Source organism: Variovorax paradoxus (genome assembly GCF_040544635.1).
Lineage (GTDB): Bacteria > Pseudomonadota > Gammaproteobacteria > Burkholderiales > Burkholderiaceae_C > Variovorax > Variovorax paradoxus_R.
Genome location: NZ_JBEPKJ010000007.1, coordinates 231,724 through 247,715, shown reverse-complemented (window position 1 = coordinate 247,715; position 15,992 = coordinate 231,724). Strand labels below are relative to the sequence as shown.

17 protein-coding genes are annotated in these 15,992 nt (G+C 68.0%); 5 read left to right on the top strand and 12 right to left on the bottom strand.

Translation table 11 applies throughout. From position 1 onward, the window contains the following. Positions 1–9 precede the first annotated feature (9 nt). The gene (locus ABIC94_RS14405; RefSeq protein ID WP_354373680.1) at positions 10–1,020 is read right to left on the bottom strand and encodes a zinc-binding alcohol dehydrogenase family protein; all 1,011 of its coding nucleotides are present in this window, start codon (positions 1,018–1,020) and stop codon (positions 10–12) included. 86 nt (positions 1,021–1,106) lie between these two features. Between ABIC94_RS14405 and ABIC94_RS14400 the strand changes: the two genes are divergently transcribed. Beyond that, complete coding sequence (locus tag ABIC94_RS14400) at positions 1,107–2,015, top strand: LysR family transcriptional regulator (protein WP_354373679.1); 909 nt, start codon at positions 1,107–1,109, stop codon at positions 2,013–2,015. Here ABIC94_RS14400 and ABIC94_RS14395 read toward each other — a convergent pair. Next, positions 2,012–2,809: an SDR family oxidoreductase gene (locus ABIC94_RS14395; protein ID WP_354373678.1), complete on the bottom strand. Its 798-nt coding sequence runs from the start codon at positions 2,807–2,809 to the stop codon at positions 2,012–2,014. The genes ABIC94_RS14400 and ABIC94_RS14395 overlap by 4 nt on opposite strands. Positions 2,810–2,890: 81 nt before the next feature. Here ABIC94_RS14395 and ABIC94_RS14390 point away from each other — a divergent pair, with 81 nt between their 5' ends. Beyond that, the gene (locus ABIC94_RS14390) at positions 2,891–3,718 is read left to right on the top strand and encodes a creatininase family protein (RefSeq protein WP_354373677.1); all 828 of its coding nucleotides are present in this window, start codon (positions 2,891–2,893) and stop codon (positions 3,716–3,718) included. Between the two features lie 323 nt (positions 3,719–4,041). Here the strand turns inward: ABIC94_RS14390 and ABIC94_RS14385 are convergent, their stop codons facing one another. From ABIC94_RS14385 to ABIC94_RS14340, 10 genes are all read right to left on the bottom strand, one after another. After that, positions 4,042–5,019 carry a threonine dehydratase gene (locus ABIC94_RS14385; protein WP_354373676.1) on the bottom strand — a complete coding sequence of 326 codons (978 nt, stop codon included), beginning with the start codon at positions 5,017–5,019 and terminating at the stop codon, positions 4,042–4,044. A gap of 13 nt (positions 5,020–5,032) precedes the next feature. Then, the gene (locus tag ABIC94_RS14380) at positions 5,033–5,665 is read right to left on the bottom strand and encodes a LysE family translocator (protein ID WP_354373675.1); all 633 of its coding nucleotides are present in this window, start codon (positions 5,663–5,665) and stop codon (positions 5,033–5,035) included. A 5-nt stretch (positions 5,666–5,670) separates the two neighbouring features. Continuing rightward, positions 5,671–6,363, bottom strand: coding sequence for a VOC family protein (locus ABIC94_RS14375; protein ID WP_354373673.1), 693 nt, complete (start codon positions 6,361–6,363; stop codon positions 5,671–5,673). Positions 6,364–6,374: 11 nt separating this feature from the next. Continuing rightward, positions 6,375–7,298 (bottom strand): PhzF family phenazine biosynthesis protein, encoded by a 924-nt coding sequence (locus ABIC94_RS14370; RefSeq protein WP_354373671.1) that lies wholly within the window; start codon positions 7,296–7,298, stop codon positions 6,375–6,377. 5 nt (positions 7,299–7,303) lie between these two features. Further along, positions 7,304–7,945 carry a glutathione S-transferase family protein gene (locus ABIC94_RS14365; RefSeq protein WP_354373670.1) on the bottom strand — a complete coding sequence of 214 codons (642 nt, stop codon included), beginning with the start codon at positions 7,943–7,945 and terminating at the stop codon, positions 7,304–7,306. A 5-nt stretch (positions 7,946–7,950) separates the two neighbouring features. After that, positions 7,951–8,622 (bottom strand): LysE family translocator, encoded by a 672-nt coding sequence (locus ABIC94_RS14360; protein WP_354373669.1) that lies wholly within the window; start codon positions 8,620–8,622, stop codon positions 7,951–7,953. A gap of 25 nt (positions 8,623–8,647) precedes the next feature. Continuing rightward, complete coding sequence (locus ABIC94_RS14355) at positions 8,648–9,280, bottom strand: DJ-1/PfpI family protein (protein WP_354373668.1); 633 nt, start codon at positions 9,278–9,280, stop codon at positions 8,648–8,650. Between the two features lie 31 nt (positions 9,281–9,311). Beyond that, a complete protein-coding gene (locus ABIC94_RS14350) occupies positions 9,312–10,514 on the bottom strand; it encodes a PLP-dependent aminotransferase family protein (RefSeq protein WP_354373667.1) in 1,203 nt (400 codons plus the stop codon). A 41-nt stretch (positions 10,515–10,555) separates the two neighbouring features. Beyond that, positions 10,556–11,512, bottom strand: a complete 957-nt coding sequence (locus ABIC94_RS14345) for a DMT family transporter (protein WP_354373666.1) — start codon at positions 11,510–11,512, stop codon at positions 10,556–10,558. 61 nt (positions 11,513–11,573) lie between these two features. Next, complete coding sequence (locus ABIC94_RS14340; protein ID WP_354373665.1) at positions 11,574–12,173, bottom strand: LysE family translocator; 600 nt, start codon at positions 12,171–12,173, stop codon at positions 11,574–11,576. Between the two features lie 103 nt (positions 12,174–12,276). Between ABIC94_RS14340 and ABIC94_RS14335 the strand changes: the two genes are divergently transcribed. The 3 genes from ABIC94_RS14335 (at position 12,277) to ABIC94_RS14325 (ending at position 15,866) form a co-directional block, all read left to right on the top strand. Further along, positions 12,277–13,692 (top strand): PLP-dependent aminotransferase family protein, encoded by a 1,416-nt coding sequence (locus ABIC94_RS14335; protein ID WP_354373664.1) that lies wholly within the window; start codon positions 12,277–12,279, stop codon positions 13,690–13,692. A gap of 97 nt (positions 13,693–13,789) precedes the next feature. Further along, a complete protein-coding gene (locus tag ABIC94_RS14330; RefSeq protein ID WP_354373662.1) occupies positions 13,790–14,536 on the top strand; it encodes a PhaM family polyhydroxyalkanoate granule multifunctional regulatory protein in 747 nt (248 codons plus the stop codon). Positions 14,537–14,585: 49 nt separating this feature from the next. Then, positions 14,586–15,866, top strand: a complete 1,281-nt coding sequence (locus ABIC94_RS14325; protein WP_354373661.1) for an FIST signal transduction protein — start codon at positions 14,586–14,588, stop codon at positions 15,864–15,866. Positions 15,867–15,992: the final 126 nt, after the last annotated feature.

Here is a 15,992-nt window from a genome sequence, read left to right as displayed (position 1 = left end):
CGATTGTGCTCAGAACCCCGCGAGCACCACCTTGCCCTGCGCAGTGCCGCTTTCGATCAGCGCATGCGCCTTCCGGAGGTTGGCCGCGTTGATGGTGCCGAAGCTCGCATTCGCCGTGGTGCGGATGCGGCCCGCATCGACCAGCGCCGCCACCTCGGCCAGCAGCGCGCCCTGCTCGGCGATGTCCGGCGTTTCGAAGCGCGAGCGCGCAAACATCATTTCCCAGTGCAGCGAGATGCACTTGGTCTTGAGCGGCATCGCGTCGAGCGACGGCAGGTCGTCGATCACCGCGAGCTGGCCCTGGGGCTTGAGGCTTTCGATGATCTGCGCATAGTGCTGGCCGGTCTGCGTGAGGCTCGCGACCATGTCGACCTCGCCGATGCCTGCCGCCTTGAGTTCGGCCGCGAGCGGCTTCGAATGGTCGATGACCGCGTGCGCGCCGAGCGCCAGGCACCAGGCCCGCGTCTCGGCCCGCGAAGCCGTGGCCACCACCCGCAACTGGGTGAGCTGGCGCGCGAGCTGGATCAGGATCGAACCCACGCCGCCGGCGCCGCCGGTGACGAGCAGCGTCTGTCCCGCGCCGCCGTTCTTCGGCACCTTGAGGCGGTCGAACAGCAGCTCGTAGGCGGTGATGGTGGTCAGCGGCAGCGCGGCGGCCTGCGCATCGTCGAGGCTTCTAGGAGCGAGGGCCACGATGCGCTCGTCGACCGCATGCAGCTCCGAGTTGGTGCCGGGCCGGACGATCGATCCGGCGTAGTAAACGCGGTCGCCGGCCTTGAAGTTCCTGACCCCGGCGCCGATGGCCTCGACCGTGCCTGCGGCATCCCAGCCCAGCACCTTGGCTTGGCCGGCTTCGGGCGCCATGTTCTTGCGCACCTTGGTGTCGACCGGGTTGACCGAGATGGCTTTCACACGCACCAGCAGGTCGCGCGGGCCGACAGCGGGCGTGGGCAATTCGATGTCCTGCAGCGACTCCGGGTTGTCGATGGGAAGGGCTTGGTAGTAACCGATGGCTTTCATGTCAGGGGACCTTTCTTGAACGATGGCTCGACTGTAGGATGGCAACTGAAAATTGATAAGGCCGCCCAGAACACCAACACTTTCAAATGAAAATTGAAAATCTGTCAGATCTTCAGGTGCTGGTGCAGACTGCGCGCGGCGGCACCCTGACCGCAGCCGCGCATGCGCTGGGCATGACGCCCGCGGCGGCCAGCGCCACGCTCAAGCGGCTGGAAACACAACTCGGCGCCCGCCTGTTCGAGCGCTCGACCCGCGCCATGCGCCTGACATCGCAGGGTCAGACGCTGCTCGACTACGCCGTGCGCGCCTTCGAGCTGCTCGACGAAGGCGAGTCGCTGGTCACGGCTGATCGCGGCGAGCTGGTCGGCACCTTGCGCGTGGCCGCCCCGTCGGATCTCACGCGCAGCACGCTGCTGCCCTGGTTCGATGAATTCCTTGCGCTGCATCCGGGCGTGCAGTTGTCGCTTTCGGTCGGCGACCGGCTGCTCGACGTGACCCGCGACGAGGTCGACGTGGCACTGCGCTACGGCGCGCTGGCCGACTCCCGCCTGGTGGCGCGGCCCTTTGCGCTGACCAACCCGCTGCTCACCGCCTCGCCCGGCTACCTGCGCCGCCACCCCGCACCGAAGACGCCGCAAGACCTGGTGCACCACAACTGCCTCACCTTCGACCGCGGCGGGCGCCGCCACCGCACATGGCGCTTCGCGCAGAACGGTCAATGGACCGAAGTGCGCGTGAAGGGCGACCGCAGCGTGGACGACGCCTCGCTCGCGCGCGAGTGGGCGGTGGCGGGTTACGGCATCACGTTGAAATCGGCGCTCGACGTGCACAACGACATCCGCAGCGGCCGGCTGGTGCACCTGCTGCCCGAGTGGGACACCGAGCCCTATCCGCTGCACGCACTGCTGCCGAGCGGCCGCTTCGTGCCGGCGCGGGTGCGGGCGCTGGTCGACTTCCTGGCGCTCAAGTTCGAGATGCTGACCGCCGCCGCTTAGATCATGGGCGTGACGGCGCCGTCCATCGCGACGATGGCGCCCGTCACGTAGCTCGCCTTCGGCGAGGCCAGGAAGACGACCGTGTTAGCGATCTCTTCCGGCGTGGCGATGCGCCCGAGCGGCAGTCGCGCGGTGGCGCGCTTCAACGCCTCGTCGCTGTCGATGCCCTGCAGCTTCGCATCCGCCTTCATGCCTTCCTGCAGCCGTTCGGTCAGCGTGAGGCCGGGGTTCACCGCGTTCACCCGCACGCCCTTGGCCGCATAGGCCGATGCCATGCCGGCGCTCACCAGCATCAACGCCGCGTTGGCTGCGCCGCCGGCCATGTGGACCGGGCTCGCCACCTTGCCGCCCTGGCCGATCACGTTGACGATGGCGCCGTGACCGCGCTGGCCCATGCGCTTCACCACCGGATCGATCATGTGGATGTAGGTGAAGTATTTGGCTTCCATCGCGTCGTGCCAGGCGGCGGGGTTCAGCTCGTCGGGCGGTGTGCGGCGCGCGGCACCGGCCGAGTTGACCAGCACGTCGACCGGACCGAACGCTTGCTCGGCCGCATCGAGCGCGGCCACGGCGCTTGCGGGGTTCTTGAGATCGGCCGCATGCACCGAGATCCGGCCCTCGGCCTGTGCGAACGCTTCGACGAGCGTCTTGCGGCCTTGCTCCAGGTTCTGCAGATCGCGCGACACGAGGCTCACGCGCGCGCCCTCGCGCAGGAAACCCAGCGCGCAGGCCAGGCCAATGCCCTTGCTGCCGCCGGTGATGAGAACGTGCCGGTCCTGGAGCTGGAGATCCATGTGAGTGTCCTTGTGTCGTCGAAGAGAGGGAGCGCATGGCGCGGGGTCGCGTGGATTGAATCACCGCTCTAAGATCGGCGGATGAAAGCATCCTCGGTATCCCTGCCCCGCTACTGGTCTCAACTGACGACGCGCGACTTCGCGGCGCTCGATGTGGCAGCCACCGTCGCGGTGCTTCCGCTCGGCGCCACCGAACAGCACGGGCCCCATCTGCCTCTGGGCGTGGACACGGTGCTGGCCGACGGCATCGTGGCCGCATCGCTGCCGTTGCTGCCGGCGGGGCTTCCGGTGCTGTTCCTGCCGACCCAGCAGATCGGCCTGAGCCCCGAGCACGCACGCTTCGCGGGCACGCTCACCCTTTCGGCCGAGACCGTGATCCGCATGTGGAAGGAAATCGGCGCCGGCGTGGCGCGCGCCGGTGTGAAGAAGCTGGTGCTGTTCAACGCGCACGGCGGCCATGTGGGCGCGATGGACATCGTGGCGCGCGAGCTGCGCGCGGAGCATGGGCTCATCGTCTACAGCGTGAGCTGGTTCAATCTGCCGCTGGGCGCTGCGGGCGCGCAGTTCGGCGCGGACGAGCATCGCTTCGGCGTGCACGCGGGAGATATCGAAACCTCGATGATGCTGGCGCTCGCGCCGCAGCAGGTGCACATGGGCGAGGCGAAGAATTTCCGCTCCACCTCCGAGCAGCGCGCGGCGGACTACGCGATTCTCGGCAACGGCAAGAGCGCCAAGCTCGGCTGGGCCATGGAAGACTACAACGCGCAGGGCGCGGCGGGCAATGCTGCCGCCGCGACGGCGCCGCGCGGCCAGGCGGTGGTCGATGCGGCCGCGCAGCAGCTTGCGTTGTTGCTGGCCGAGGTGTCTCGACTGCCGTTGGATACGGCGCATACCGGGCCGCTACCGTAGCTGTTGCTGGGACATTGATTCGCGCCGTGTTCGGGGCGCGCTCCCGCCGACGGGGTACCTTGCTCCGCGAATGTCCCCCGGCCTGCGGCCTCCTCCTTTATTTCGCTGCGCAAGGCACCCCATCGACGGGATCATTGTGTGCAGCGGTCGTTGATCGGGCAGCACAAGAGCCGCGCCCATAGTGCACAGGGCATCGGGTGCTCCCCGCAGCGAAATAAAGGAGGAGCCGAAGGCGGGGGACATTCGCGGAGGGGAGTACCCGGTGGCCTTTGCACCCGCCCTGAACAGCAGCGGCTCGAACAACAGCGCCCCGAACTCTCACTTCACGCCGCAGTGACAACGCTCCCAAGCACCCCCGCAAACATGTTCGAATCGACATTGCCGCCGCTCACGCAAATGCCCACCGTCTTGCCGCGCCAGCGCTCCTGCTGCTGAAGCGCGCCCGCCAAAGCCGCCGCACCGGCGCCTTCGGCCACGTTGTGCGTGTCGCTGAAGAGAATGCGCATCGCCTCGGCAATCTCGTCGTCGGTGACGGTGATCACGTCGTCGGCCTCGCGCAGGATCACCTCGACCGACTCGGGCACTGGCGTGCGGCAAGCCATGCCGTCGGCCAGCCGTGTGCTGACCGGGGATTCGAGGGGCCGCCCCGCGCGAAAGGAATCGCGGTAGGCCGTGGCATGCGCCGACACCACGCCGATGAGCCTCGTCGACACGCCGCAGTGCGCCCGCGCGGCGGCCGCGGCGGCAAAGCCGGAACCCAGCCCGATCGGCACGAACAAGACGTCGGGCGGCGCATCTTTCAGTGCGCTGAAGAATTCGACATACGCAGTCGACACGCCGCGCACCAGCTCGCGATGAAACGACGGCACGCGGTGCATGCCGTCGCGCTCTGCGAGCATGGCCGCATGCTCCGCAGCGGCCTGGAAGTCGTCGCCATGCTCGACCAGCTGCACGCCCAGGGCTCGCATCGCCGCATTCTTCTCGAGCGAGTTGCCGTGCGGCACCACGATGGTGGCGGCGATTCCGTGCCGCCGGGCCGCGAAGCCCACCGACTGGCCGTGGTTGCCGCGCGTGGCGCTGATGGCGTGGCGCACGCCAGGCTGCTCGCGCGCCAACGTTTCGAAGTAGGTCAGCCCGCCGCGGATCTTGAAAGCGCCCGCCGGCGTGTGGTTCTCGTGCTTGGCCCACACCGTGCAGCCGAGGCGCTGCGCGAGCAGCGGCCATGCGTATTGCGGCGTGGGCGGCATGGCGGTGCCGACCGTGCGCTGCGCGGATGCGATTTCTTCGCGGGTGAACCTCACGAGCGGCCTTTTTTTACTTGCGTTCTGTCAGTGCAACGCGCACTGCCAGCGCGGCCAGCACGCTGCCCATCACATAGCGCTGCGCGCGCAGCCATCCGGCGCTTTGCGAGAGCACGGCAGTGATGCTTGCGGCGCCGAGGATCACGGCCGTGTTGACCGCGGCGCTGCTGGCCATTTGCGCGACGCCCAGCTGCATGCTCTGCAGCAGCACCGAGCCGCGCTCCGGATGAATGAACTGCGGAAAGAACGAGAGGTAGAACATCGCGACCTTAGGGTTCAGCAGGTTGGTGAGAAAGCCCATGCGAAACAGCTTGCCCGGCGGGTCGGCCGGCAGCGCGCGCGCCTCGAAGGGCGCATTGCCGCCAGGCTTGACCGCCTGCCATGCCAGCCACAGCAGGTAGGCCGCGCCGGCAAGCCGGATGGCGTCGAACGCGACCGGCACGGCCAGCAGCAGCGCGGTGAGCCCGAGTGCGGCCGCGAACAGGTGGGCCAGGAAAGCCATCATCACGCCGCCGAGCGAGACCAGCCCGGCGCGGCGTCCCTGGATGAGCGTGCGCGACACGCAATAGATCATGTTCGGCCCCGGCGTGAGTGCCAGCAGCAGCGAGGCGAGCGCGAACCAGGCGATTTCGGTCAAGGTCAGCATGTCGGTCAGAGCCCTTCGGATTGAAGCGTGACGGGGCCTCGTGGCGTGTCGAGCACGGCCACGAGATTGGGGGCGCCGGATTGCACGGGCATGTCGGCCATGCCGATGGCCGAGAGCGCCGCAGCCAGGTCTGGCGCGCGCGGATGGGTGGCTTGCAGCGATCGCATTCCCAGGCCCGAGGCGGGCATGGCGTCGGTGGGATGCACCGGCCCCCACTGAATCAGCGTGGGCAGCGCGCCGTAGAAGAGCCGCTGGCCGTCGTCGCGCACGGTGATCTGCCATTCGAGCCGGCCCGCGGGCGTGTCGCGCGAGGCTTCGAGCAACTGGCCGCGATCGATGTGCGCGTGCTCGTCGTGGGCCAGTGCCTGCAGTGCGGCCTGCGCGTCGGGCACGCGCGCAACGAAGTGCACCAGCCGCGGCCCGCGCCGCACCAGGCCTGCTTGCAGCACCGCATCGTCGAGATCGAACCAGCGGTGCGTGCCGGGCCGCGAAGGCTGCTTGCCCGGTTCGATGGCGATGATTTCCAGGTAAGCCTGCGGAAAGGCATCGGTCGCGATGTTCAGCAACCGGTTGTGCGTGCCCATCAGCGGGTGCGTGCCGCCGGGCCCCGGCGTCACGCCCAGGGTGGCCTCGCACCACGCCACGCCTTCGGCCAGCGAGGCGGCGGCAATCACGAGATGGTCGAGCTGCGCGCGCATGGTGCTCTGCCTTACAGCGTGACCTGGCCGTCGACGCAGGTCACGGCATCGCCGCCGACCCACACCATGCCGTCGCTGTCGCGCTCGATGTACACGCGCCCGGCACGTCCGAGGCACTGGCCCTGCGCGGCCACGTAGCGCGCTGGCATGTGGCCGTCGGCAATCAGCCATTCGGCGAGGCTGGCGTTGAGGCTGCCGGTGACCGGGTCTTCCTCGACGCCGATGGGTGCGGCGAAAGCGCGCACCTCGAGGTCGATCTTCGGGCTGTCGTCGGTTTCGGCCGCGGCCTTGCCGCCGAAGGCGCGCGCCTCACGGTTCGACCGGCCGATCAGCATCGACGAACCTTCTGCCACCGGAACGCCCGCCACGCCGGCCTTGACGCCCAGCTCCTTGAGCATGCGGTGATCCGGCACGAGCCGCAGCACGGCGTCCGCATCGCTCAGCAGCAGGCCGAACCAGACCGGGCCGTTGTCCAGCACCTGGGCCGCGACGATCTGCTGCGCCTTCAGGCCCAGCGCGCCTGCCACCTTGGCCAGCAAGCTGGGGCTGGGCGCGCTGCGCTTGAGCGGCGGGGCCGAGAAGGCCAGGCGTTCGCCTTCGCGCTGCAACGGCACCAGGCCTGCTGCGCACTGTTGCACGATGCGGCCCGCCGCCTTGGGCTTGCCGCCGGCCTGCAACCACGCATGGCAGCTGCCGATGGTGGGATGGCCCGCGAAGGGCAACTCGCCGCCCGGCGTGAAGATGCGCACGCGGTAGTCGGCCGTCGGCTCGGTCGGCGGCAGCAGGAAGGTGGTTTCGGAAAGGTTGGTCCACTGCGCAAAGCGCTGCATGGCGGCGTCGTCGATGCCGGTGCCATCGAGCACCACGGCCAGCGGATTGCCGCGGTAGGGCGTTGCGGTAAAGACGTCGACTTGTTTGAACGGGCGGGATTTCATGCGTGTCATTCCAGCGGAAGATCGAGCACGCCGCGCGTGCCCGGACGGGAGATCAGTTCGCCGTACCAGCGTTCGAGGTTCGGCCAGCTGGGGCGCTGGTATTCGGCGGGCGGCAAGCCGAACCAGCGGTGCGCCTCGCAGCCTATGGGAATGTCGGCCATGGTGAAGCGGTCGCCGGCCATGAAGGGCTGCTTCGCGAGATGCGCGTCGAGCATCGCGAACAGGGCTTCGCTCGCATGAACGGAGGCCGCGATCAGCGCCGGCTCGCGTTCGGCCGGCAGCGTGCGCACCCATTGCACGAAGGCATCGCGGCTCGCGCGGTTGAGCGTGGTCTGCTGCCAGTCCATCCAGCGTTCGGCATCGAAGCGCGCAGGCAGTTCGCTGGGGTAGAACTTGCCGTGCGAGTGCTTGGCGCACAGGTAGCGCACGATCACGTTCGATTCCCAGAGCGTGATGCGCTCGCTGCCTTCGCCGTCGTCGATGGTGGGCACCATCGCGTTCGGGTTGAGCGCAAGGTACTCGGGCGTTTGCACCACGCCGAACTTGCCGCCGGCCTCGGTGCGTTGAAAGTCGAGCCCGAGTTCCTGCGCGCACCAGACGACTTTGCGCACGTTGATCGAACTGATGCGGCCCCAGATATTGAGCATGGTGTTCAGCTTCCTTGGACAGGTGTGGCGGACAACGCAGACGGCACGGAAGGACGGTCGAGCAGCAGCAGGCGAATCGCCAAGCCGACCATCACCAGTGCCAGCACGCCTCGCTGAAGCTTTTCAGCCCCCGGTCGGCGCTGCAGCCAACGGCCGACCTGCCCGCTGCATGCGCCGAGCAGCGTATTGAAAGCGAGCGCGGCTGCCGAGAGCATGACGCCGAGCTGCACCAGTTGCAAGGGCACGCTGCCGCGCGCGGGGTCGACGAACTGCGGCAGGAACACCATGAAGAACAACAGCGCCTTCGGATTGACGAGGTTGTTGAGGAACGCCATGCGCACGATGCGCGCGAAGGCGGAGGGCTGCGCCTTCGTGTTCCTGGGAAGTTCATCGCTGCTGCGAAAGGCCTGCGCTGCGAGCCACAGCAGGTACAGCGCGCCCGCATAGCGCAGCAGGTCGAAGGAGGGCGGCCATGCCGCCACCAGCGCCGTGACCCCCGTGGCGGCGAAGAGCGTGTGCACCAGGTCGGCCGCCGAGATGCCGAGCGCCGCCGCGAAGCCGCCGCGCGGACCGTGAGCCACGCCATGCGAAAGCACGAAGGCCATGTTCGGTCCGGGGGACAGGAACAGGGCCAGCACGGCCAGCAGGAAGAGTGCGAGCATGGCGAGGCTGATCATGGGGTCGACCGGTTTCGCTTTCTTTTCAGGCCGTGGTGGCCGCCGCCGCTGGAACGGGAGGGAGATACGGCTCGATGTTGCGCAGGGCGCGCGCCACGTAGTCTTCTTTCTCGCCCACCGGCGCGACGTAGTGCAGCGCGCTCTTCGCGGCCTCGATGCCTTCGCTGCGCGCGATGAGCCAGGCCGCAAGGTAGGGCGCCGAGAGGCAGCCGCCCGCAGTGGCCACGTTGCCCTTTGCGAAGAAGGGCTGGTTGAGCACTTCGATGCCGGCTTCTTGCACCCATGGCTTGGTCGTGAGATCGGTGCAGGCCGGCACCGAACCCAGCAGGCCCAGTTTGGCAAGCAGCAGGGTGCCCGAGCATTGCGCGCCGATCAGCTGCCGCTTGGCATCGAGCTGGCGCAGCGCGCCCATGATGGCGGGATCGGCGGCAACCTCTCGCGTGCGAATGCCGCTGCCGACGAGCACCGCCTCGGCTTCGGCGGCCGCCTCGAGCGTGGAGCTCGCATGCACGGTGACGCCGTTCATCGAAGTGACCGTGGCGCTGGGCGAAGCCAGCGTCACGCGCCAGCCCGGCCTCTTGATGCGGTTGAGCACCCCGAGCGCAATCAGCGAGTCGAGCTCGTTGAACCCCTCGAAAGTCAGTATGGCGATATGCATCGTGGCGTACCTCTGCGTGGCTCAGACCGGTTCAGACCGGCTCGGGCGCAAGCTTGCGCTCGCTGAGCAGCGCGAGTTCTTCGCGCAGCGTCTGGGCCAGCGCGGCAATCGCAATATCGATTTCTTCGACGCTGGCCGTCACGAACGACAGGCGCAGCGTGCGCGGATCGCCCTCGCCTGCGTAGAACGGTGCGCCCGGAACGAAGGCCACGTTGCGTTCCACCGCCTTGGGCAGCAGCGCCACCGTGTCGATGCCCTCGGGCAGCCGCGCCCACAGGAACATGCCGCCCTTGGGCGCGTTGAACTTCACGTCGAGGCCTGCCATCTCGCGCGTGAGCGCGGCGATCATCGCGTCGCGCTGGCGCTTGTAGAGCGCGCGAATGGTCGGCACGTGGTGCTCGAGGAAGTTGTCCTTCATCACCGCCGAGACCATGCGTTGCGTGAAGATGGGCGTGTGCAGGTCGACCGCCTGCTTGGCCTGCAGCAGCTTCGGGTAGATGGACTTCGGCGCGACCAGGAAGCCCAGGCGCAGGCCAGGGGCGAGCACCTTCGAGAACGAACCCAGGTAGATGCAGCCTTCGGGGTTGCGCGCGGTCAGCGGCAGCGGCGGGGCTTCGTCGAACCACAGCTCGCCGTAGGGGTTGTCCTCGACGATCGGGAGGCCCGCGGCGGCGGCCGCAGCGGACACGGCCGCACGGCGCGCCTCGGTCATGGTGCGGCCGGTGGGGTTCTGGAAGTTGGGCAGCAGGTAGACGAAGCGTCCATCCTTCGCCTTGGCCACCAGGTCTTCGACGATCACGCCTTCGTCGTCGCTTGCCACGCTGACCGGGTTCGGCTCCATCGGGCCAAAGGCCTGCAGCGCGCCCAGGTACGTGGGCGTTTCGACCAGCACCTTGCTGCCCGGATCGATGAGCACCTTGGCCACGAGGTCGAGGCCCTGCTGCGAGCCGGTGGTGATGAGCACCTGCGCGGGATCGACGTTCCACGGCAGCATGTCGGCCACCGCCTGGCGCAGCGGCGCGTAGCCTTCGCTCGCGGCATATTGCAGGGCCGCCTGGCCGTCGTTGTGCAGCACTTCGGCGCAGGCATCGGCAAAGGCCTGGATGGGGAAGGTCTTCGGCGAAGGCAGGCCACCGGCCAGGCTGATGATGCCGGGGCGCTCGGTGACCTTGAGGATTTCACGCAGCACCGACGGGTTCATCTTGGCGGCGCGGGCGGCGAGTTTCCAGTTCATGGGTTCTTCTTTCAGGCGGGGGAGGTGAGAGGCGAATTTCTTCAGGATTGTTCGGCACGCGCTGCACGCGGCGAAACGGCAAGAGCGGGCTGCGGCTGCGAAAGGCGCTTGCCGAGCACCACCGTGCAGACCACGGCAATGGCAAAGCCCAGCGTAACAACGTCGAGCGGTTCGCCCAAGAGCGGAATGGATGCAAGGATAGAGAGAAAGGGCTGCAGCAGCTGGGTCTGGCTCACGCGCAGCGCGCCGCCGAGGGCCAGGCCGCGGTACCAGGCGAAGAAGCCGATCCACATCGAGAACACGCCGACGTAGACGAAGCCCGCCCAAGCCGAGGTAGCGATGGGCTCCTGCGGCCACATCGCCAGCGTGGCCGGCAACGTGACGGGCAGCGCCATCACGCACACCCAGCAGATCACGCGCTCGGCGCCGAGCGAGGGCGTGACTTGCGCGCCATAGATGTAGCCGAACGAAGCCGCGATGACCGCGCCGACCAGCAGCAGGTCGGCCCATTCGAAACCGAAGCCGTGGCCGTTCTGGCTTGCGCGCAGCAGCGAGAAGAGCACGACCAGCACGCTGCCGGCGACGGCGCAAAGCCAGAAGCCGAGCCGTGCGCGCTGGTGCAGAACCAGGGCCGCGACCGCCGCGGTAACGAGCGGCAGCAGCGCGGTGACCACCGCCGCATGGCTGGCCGTGACCACGCGCAAGGCGTAGCCCAGCAGCAGCGGATAGCCGATCACGTTGCCGAGCACCGCCATGCCGAGGGGCTTCCATTGGTGCGGCGCCGGCCGCGGCGAGCGGGTGGCGAGCAGGAAAATCACCGAGAGAATGCCGGCCAGTGCGGCGCGTCCGAGCGTGACGAACCAGGGCGAAAGCTGCGGCGCATCCTGCGTGCCGGTCGCGAGCCGCGTCATCGGCAGGGTGACCGCAAAAAGTGCCACGCCGATCACGCCGAGCCACATGCCCAGCGTTTCATCCTTGATGTTGAGCCTGTTGCTCATTGGATGACCTCCGTGCTTCGCACTGCGGTGCGAGCTTGCTTGGGGCGGCCCGGCGCGGCGCTCATACGCTCAGCATCCACCAGGCCGTGAGCACCAGCACCAGCGCCATCGCACGGTTGAACCACAGCAGGCGTTTGCCTTTGGAGAGCCATTCGCGCAGCAGCGCGCCGACCAGCGCATAGGTGAAGTTGCTGACGAAGGCGTAGACCAGCATGACCGGCGCAACGATGGCGAATCGGCCGAGCTGGTCGGGCTGGCCCGCGATCCAGCCGGCCACCAGTGTGAGCGCGAGCAGCCAGGCCTTGATGTTGACGAACTGCAGCATCACGCCCTGGCCGAACCCGATGTTCAGGCTGGCACCCTCCGCGCGGCCGAGCGTGCCGCTGCCGCTGAGCTTGTAGGCGAGCCACAGCAAGTAGCCCACACCCAGCGCCTTGATGGCCAGGCGCAGCGAAGGCACCGCCACCACCAGCGCGCCGATGCCGGCCGCACAGAGCACCAGCAGCAGTGTCCAGCCGACGGGCACCGCCACCACGAAGCGCATGGCGCGCGGCAGGCCGCCGTTGGCCGCGAGAGCGGTGGAAAGCGTGGTGTTGGGGCCGGGCGAGAAACTCATCGCCGTGGCCAGCACCAGCAGCGCGGTGAATTCTTGCCAGTTCATTGCATACACTCTAAACTTTCAGACCATTACAGTTCCAATACAGTTGATCGAACATATTCGAAAACTGTATTGGCGTGCCTTTCGACACAGAAGCCCAAAGCCGATGCTGACACGAACCTCTACCCAGTCGCTCACGGGGCAGTTGGCCGACCGGCTGGCAGAACGCATCCGCACCCGGCTGCTGCCGCCCGGTGCGCGCCTGCCCTCGGTGCGCGAATGTGCGCGCCAGCAGGGCGTGAGTCCCTACACGGTGGTTGCCGCCTACGACCAGTTGCTGGCGCAGGGCCTGGTCGAGGCGCGGCGGCAGCGCGGCTTCTACGTGCGCGACTCGGCGCCCGCGCAGGATGGGCGCCCGCCCAATGCGACCCCCATGGTCGCCCAGATGATGGCTTCGCGTGTTCCGGCCGACGCGAGTTCGCTCATTCGCAGCATGTTTCACCGGCCGAGCGACAAGCCGCAGCCGGGCATGGGCGTGTTTCCGCCGGAATGGATGTCGTCGACCTTCATGCCGACGGCGGTGCGCCGCGTGACCAGTACAGCCGCGCTGCAGGAGCTTTCGCTCCAGTACGGCGAACCCTCCGGCGATGCCGCGTTGCGCCGCAGCCTGTCGAACAAGCTCATGGGCATCAATGTGCCCGCCGCACCCGACCAGATCGTGACGACCGTGGGCGCCACGCACGCGCTGGACATCGTGAGCCGCACGCTGCTGCGCGCGGGCGATCCGGTGATGGTCGAGGAGCCCGGGTGGGCGCTCGAATTCGCGCGGCTCGAGGCGCTGGGCATGCGCATCCTGCCGGTGCCGCGCCGTGCCGACGGGCCCGACCTCGAGGTGATGGCGCAGTACTGCGCGCTGCACAGCCCCAAGCTCTTCGTGAGCGTGAGCGTGCTGCATAACCCCACTGGCTACAGCCTGACGCCGGGCAGCGCGCACCGCGTGCTCAAGCTGGCCAACGAATACGACTTTCACATCGTCGAGGACGACACCTACAGCCATCTCGCGCCCGAGCACGCCACGCGGCTCAGTGCGCTCGACGGGCTGCAGCGCACCATCTACGTCAGCGGTTTCGCGAAGATCCTGGCGCCCAACTGGCGCATCGGCTTCCTGGCGGCCTCGCCAGAGCTGAAGGAGCGGCTGCTCGAAACCAAGCTGCTGGCCACGCTGACCACGCCCACGCTGTTCGAGCGGGCGCTTTCGTGGTGCATCGACCAGGGCCAGCTGCGGCGGCATGCCGAACGCATACGCATCCGGCTCGACGGCGCGCGCGGCCGGGCCGTGAAGCTTGCCATGGCACACGGCTGCACCTTTGCCTCGGAACCGGCGGGGCTGTTCGGCTGGGTCGATACCGGTGTGGACACCGATGCGCTCACGCAGCGCATGCTCGACCAGGGCTACCTGCTCGCGCCGGGCTCGCTGTTTCATGCGCGGCGGCCGCCGAGCACGATGATGCGCATCAATTTCGCGACCTCGCAGGATGCGGCATTCTGGAAGGTGTTCAGCAAGGTACGCGCGGAGCTCTGACAGTTTCCGACAGGTAAACGGGAGGGCCCGCGGGCCCAAAACGGCGGTGCCTTGGAGTAAGCTGGCATCACAAGAAAACCCAACCGGAGACTCGTGCATGAGCAACCCCAGCCAGCCTTTTGACTTCAGTCAATTCGTCCCCGGATTCGACTTTTTGAAGAACCTCGCCGGCGGTGCCGCCGCCGGTTCGGGCGCCGGCGCGAGCGCGGTACCAGGGTTGCCGAGCCTTGCGAGCTGGGTGGCGCCAACGCTGAGCGTCGAAGAGGTCGACAAGCGCATCCAGGAACTCAAGACGGTGCAGTATTGGCTCGAACAGAACGGCCATGCGCTCAAGGCCACCATCCAGGCGCTCGAAGTGCAAAAGATGACACTTTCGACCTTGCGCGGCATGAACGTGCGGATGGAAGATATCGCCAGCGCGTTCACCAAGCAGGCGGCGGCCATGGCGCCTGCTTCTGCGCCTGCGCCCTCACCGGTGGAGGCTGCGTCGGTCGAGCCAGAGGCCGAGTCCGAGGAACTCCCGGCGCCCGCGAAAAAATCGCGCAGCAAGCCGGCCTCGCCCTCGTCCGCTGCCGCGCCGGGTGGCGACAGCGGCGTGGTCGATCCGATGCAATGGTGGGGCTCGCTGACCGAACAGTTTCAGCAGATCGCCAGTTCGGCGCTGCAGGATGCGGCCCAGCTCAAGGTGCCAGCCATGGCCCAGCCGCTGGCCGACGCCGTGGAAAAGGCCATGGGCAAGCCGGCTGCGGCTTCGAAGCCTGCTGCCAGGAAAGCAGCGGCAGCGCCCGCCGCCAAGAAGAAGGCGCCAACCGCCGCGCGCAAGCGAACGACCGGCCGGCGCTGACGTCAGACACACACATATATTCTTTGAAGAGAACGGGTTGGCACGCATCATGAAGCTGTTTCCTTCCGGCCATGCCACCCACCCGCAATGGCGCATGGCGGCCGGCCTCGTGCTGGCCCAGTTGCGCGCCCAGATGGCGCTGCCCGACTACGCGTCGTCGCCCACGCTCGGGTTGCTCTACATCACCGACCACTACGCGTCGGATGCGCAAGACATCCTTGACCACCTGAGCGCGGAGCTTCCCGAGGTCACCGACTGGTCTGGCACGGTCGGCATCGGCGTATCGGCCAACAACGCCGAATATTTCGACGAGCCCGGCCTGAGCCTGATGCTCTGCGCGCTGCCGAGCGACCAATACCGTGTGTTCTCCGGCGTGGCGCCCCTGGGCAATTCGGAAATGAGCGGCTTCGAGGCTCATACGGCACTGGTGCATGCCGACCCCGCCACCCCCGACCTGACCGAATTGATCGGCGAAATGGCGGGGCGCACCGATACCGGCTACCTGTTCGGCGGGCTGTCGTCGGGCCGCGCGGGCGCGTTGCAGTTCGCGGTGGGCGGCAACGGCAACATCCGCGGGCACGGCGCCGCGGGCGGCGTGTTCTCGGGCGGCTTGTCGGGCGTGGTGTTCGGCGAAGGTGTGCGGCTGGTGTCGCGTGTCACGCAAGGCTGCCAGCCCCTGCGCTCGGGCGCGGGCCGCGAACGCGAGATCACCGAAGCCGACGGCAATCTGCTGCTCAAGCTCGATGGCGAACCCGCGCTCGACGTGCTGCTGGCCGACCTGCAGGTGTCGCTCGAACGCCCGCAGGAGGCCATCGATGCCGTGCGCGCCACCCTGGTGGGCCTGGCCGCTGCGGGCAGCGACGGCATCCGCCGTACCGGCGACCTGGGCGCCGACGTGCTGGTGCGCCACATCATCGGCCTGGACCCCACGCGCCGCGGCATCGCCATTGCGGATGTGGCCGAGGCCGGCATGCGCCTGACCTTCTGCAGGCGCAATGCGCAAGCCGCGCGCGCCGACCTGATGCGCATCTGCGCGGAAATCCGCGAAGAGCTCGAGCCCGAGGAACAGACGCTGGCCACCGCGCGCGCCGTGGCGGCCGGGGAGGCCGAGGCCGCGCCGCACCCGGCGCGCCGCATTGCAGGCGCCGTGTACGTGAGTTGCTCAGGGCGCGGCGGGCCGCACTTCGGCGCACCGGGCGCCGAGCTGCAGATCGTGCGGCATGCGCTGGGCGACGTGCCGCTGGTCGGCTTCTTTGCGGCGGGTGAGATTGCTCGGCACCATCTGTATGGGTATACGGGTGTGCTGACGGTGTTTACTGCGGCGGACTAACCGAAGGAGTCGAGGCGCCCATCTGGGCGTTTTCATCCCAGGCGCACCGCCCGGTTGGCTTGTGCTGGGCGCCAGAAGGTTCAGGGAGCGTCGCGACTGACCAAGACTCAATGTGATAACAGTGAT

What these genes read in the sequence shown, in the direction of transcription:
- ABIC94_RS14330 (WP_354373662.1), top strand. Translation starts at nt 13,790, where the DNA reads ATGAGCAACCCCAGCCAGCCTTTTGACTTCAGTCAATTCGTCCCCGGA.
- ABIC94_RS14355 (WP_354373668.1), bottom strand. Translation starts at nt 9,280, where the DNA reads ATGCATATCGCCATACTGACTTTCGAGGGGTTCAACGAGCTCGACTCG.
- ABIC94_RS14375 (WP_354373673.1), bottom strand. Translation starts at nt 6,363, where the DNA reads ATGCGCGCGCAGCTCGACCATCTCGTGATTGCCGCCGCCTCGCTGGCC.
- ABIC94_RS14360 (WP_354373669.1), bottom strand. Translation starts at nt 8,622, where the DNA reads ATGATCAGCCTCGCCATGCTCGCACTCTTCCTGCTGGCCGTGCTGGCC.
- ABIC94_RS14335 (WP_354373664.1), top strand. Translation starts at nt 12,277, where the DNA reads ATGCTGACACGAACCTCTACCCAGTCGCTCACGGGGCAGTTGGCCGAC.
- ABIC94_RS14395 (WP_354373678.1), bottom strand. Translation starts at nt 2,809, where the DNA reads ATGGATCTCCAGCTCCAGGACCGGCACGTTCTCATCACCGGCGGCAGC.
- ABIC94_RS14325 (WP_354373661.1), top strand. Translation starts at nt 14,586, where the DNA reads ATGAAGCTGTTTCCTTCCGGCCATGCCACCCACCCGCAATGGCGCATG.
- ABIC94_RS14370 (WP_354373671.1), bottom strand. Translation starts at nt 7,298, where the DNA reads ATGAAATCCCGCCCGTTCAAACAAGTCGACGTCTTTACCGCAACGCCC.
- ABIC94_RS14400 (WP_354373679.1), top strand. Translation starts at nt 1,107, where the DNA reads ATGAAAATTGAAAATCTGTCAGATCTTCAGGTGCTGGTGCAGACTGCG.
- ABIC94_RS14345 (WP_354373666.1), bottom strand. Translation starts at nt 11,512, where the DNA reads ATGAGCAACAGGCTCAACATCAAGGATGAAACGCTGGGCATGTGGCTC.
- ABIC94_RS14340 (WP_354373665.1), bottom strand. Translation starts at nt 12,173, where the DNA reads ATGAACTGGCAAGAATTCACCGCGCTGCTGGTGCTGGCCACGGCGATG.
- ABIC94_RS14405 (WP_354373680.1), bottom strand. Translation starts at nt 1,020, where the DNA reads ATGAAAGCCATCGGTTACTACCAAGCCCTTCCCATCGACAACCCGGAG.
- ABIC94_RS14365 (WP_354373670.1), bottom strand. Translation starts at nt 7,945, where the DNA reads ATGCTCAATATCTGGGGCCGCATCAGTTCGATCAACGTGCGCAAAGTC.
- ABIC94_RS14350 (WP_354373667.1), bottom strand. Translation starts at nt 10,514, where the DNA reads ATGAACTGGAAACTCGCCGCCCGCGCCGCCAAGATGAACCCGTCGGTG.
- ABIC94_RS14380 (WP_354373675.1), bottom strand. Translation starts at nt 5,665, where the DNA reads ATGCTGACCTTGACCGAAATCGCCTGGTTCGCGCTCGCCTCGCTGCTG.
- ABIC94_RS14390 (WP_354373677.1), top strand. Translation starts at nt 2,891, where the DNA reads ATGAAAGCATCCTCGGTATCCCTGCCCCGCTACTGGTCTCAACTGACG.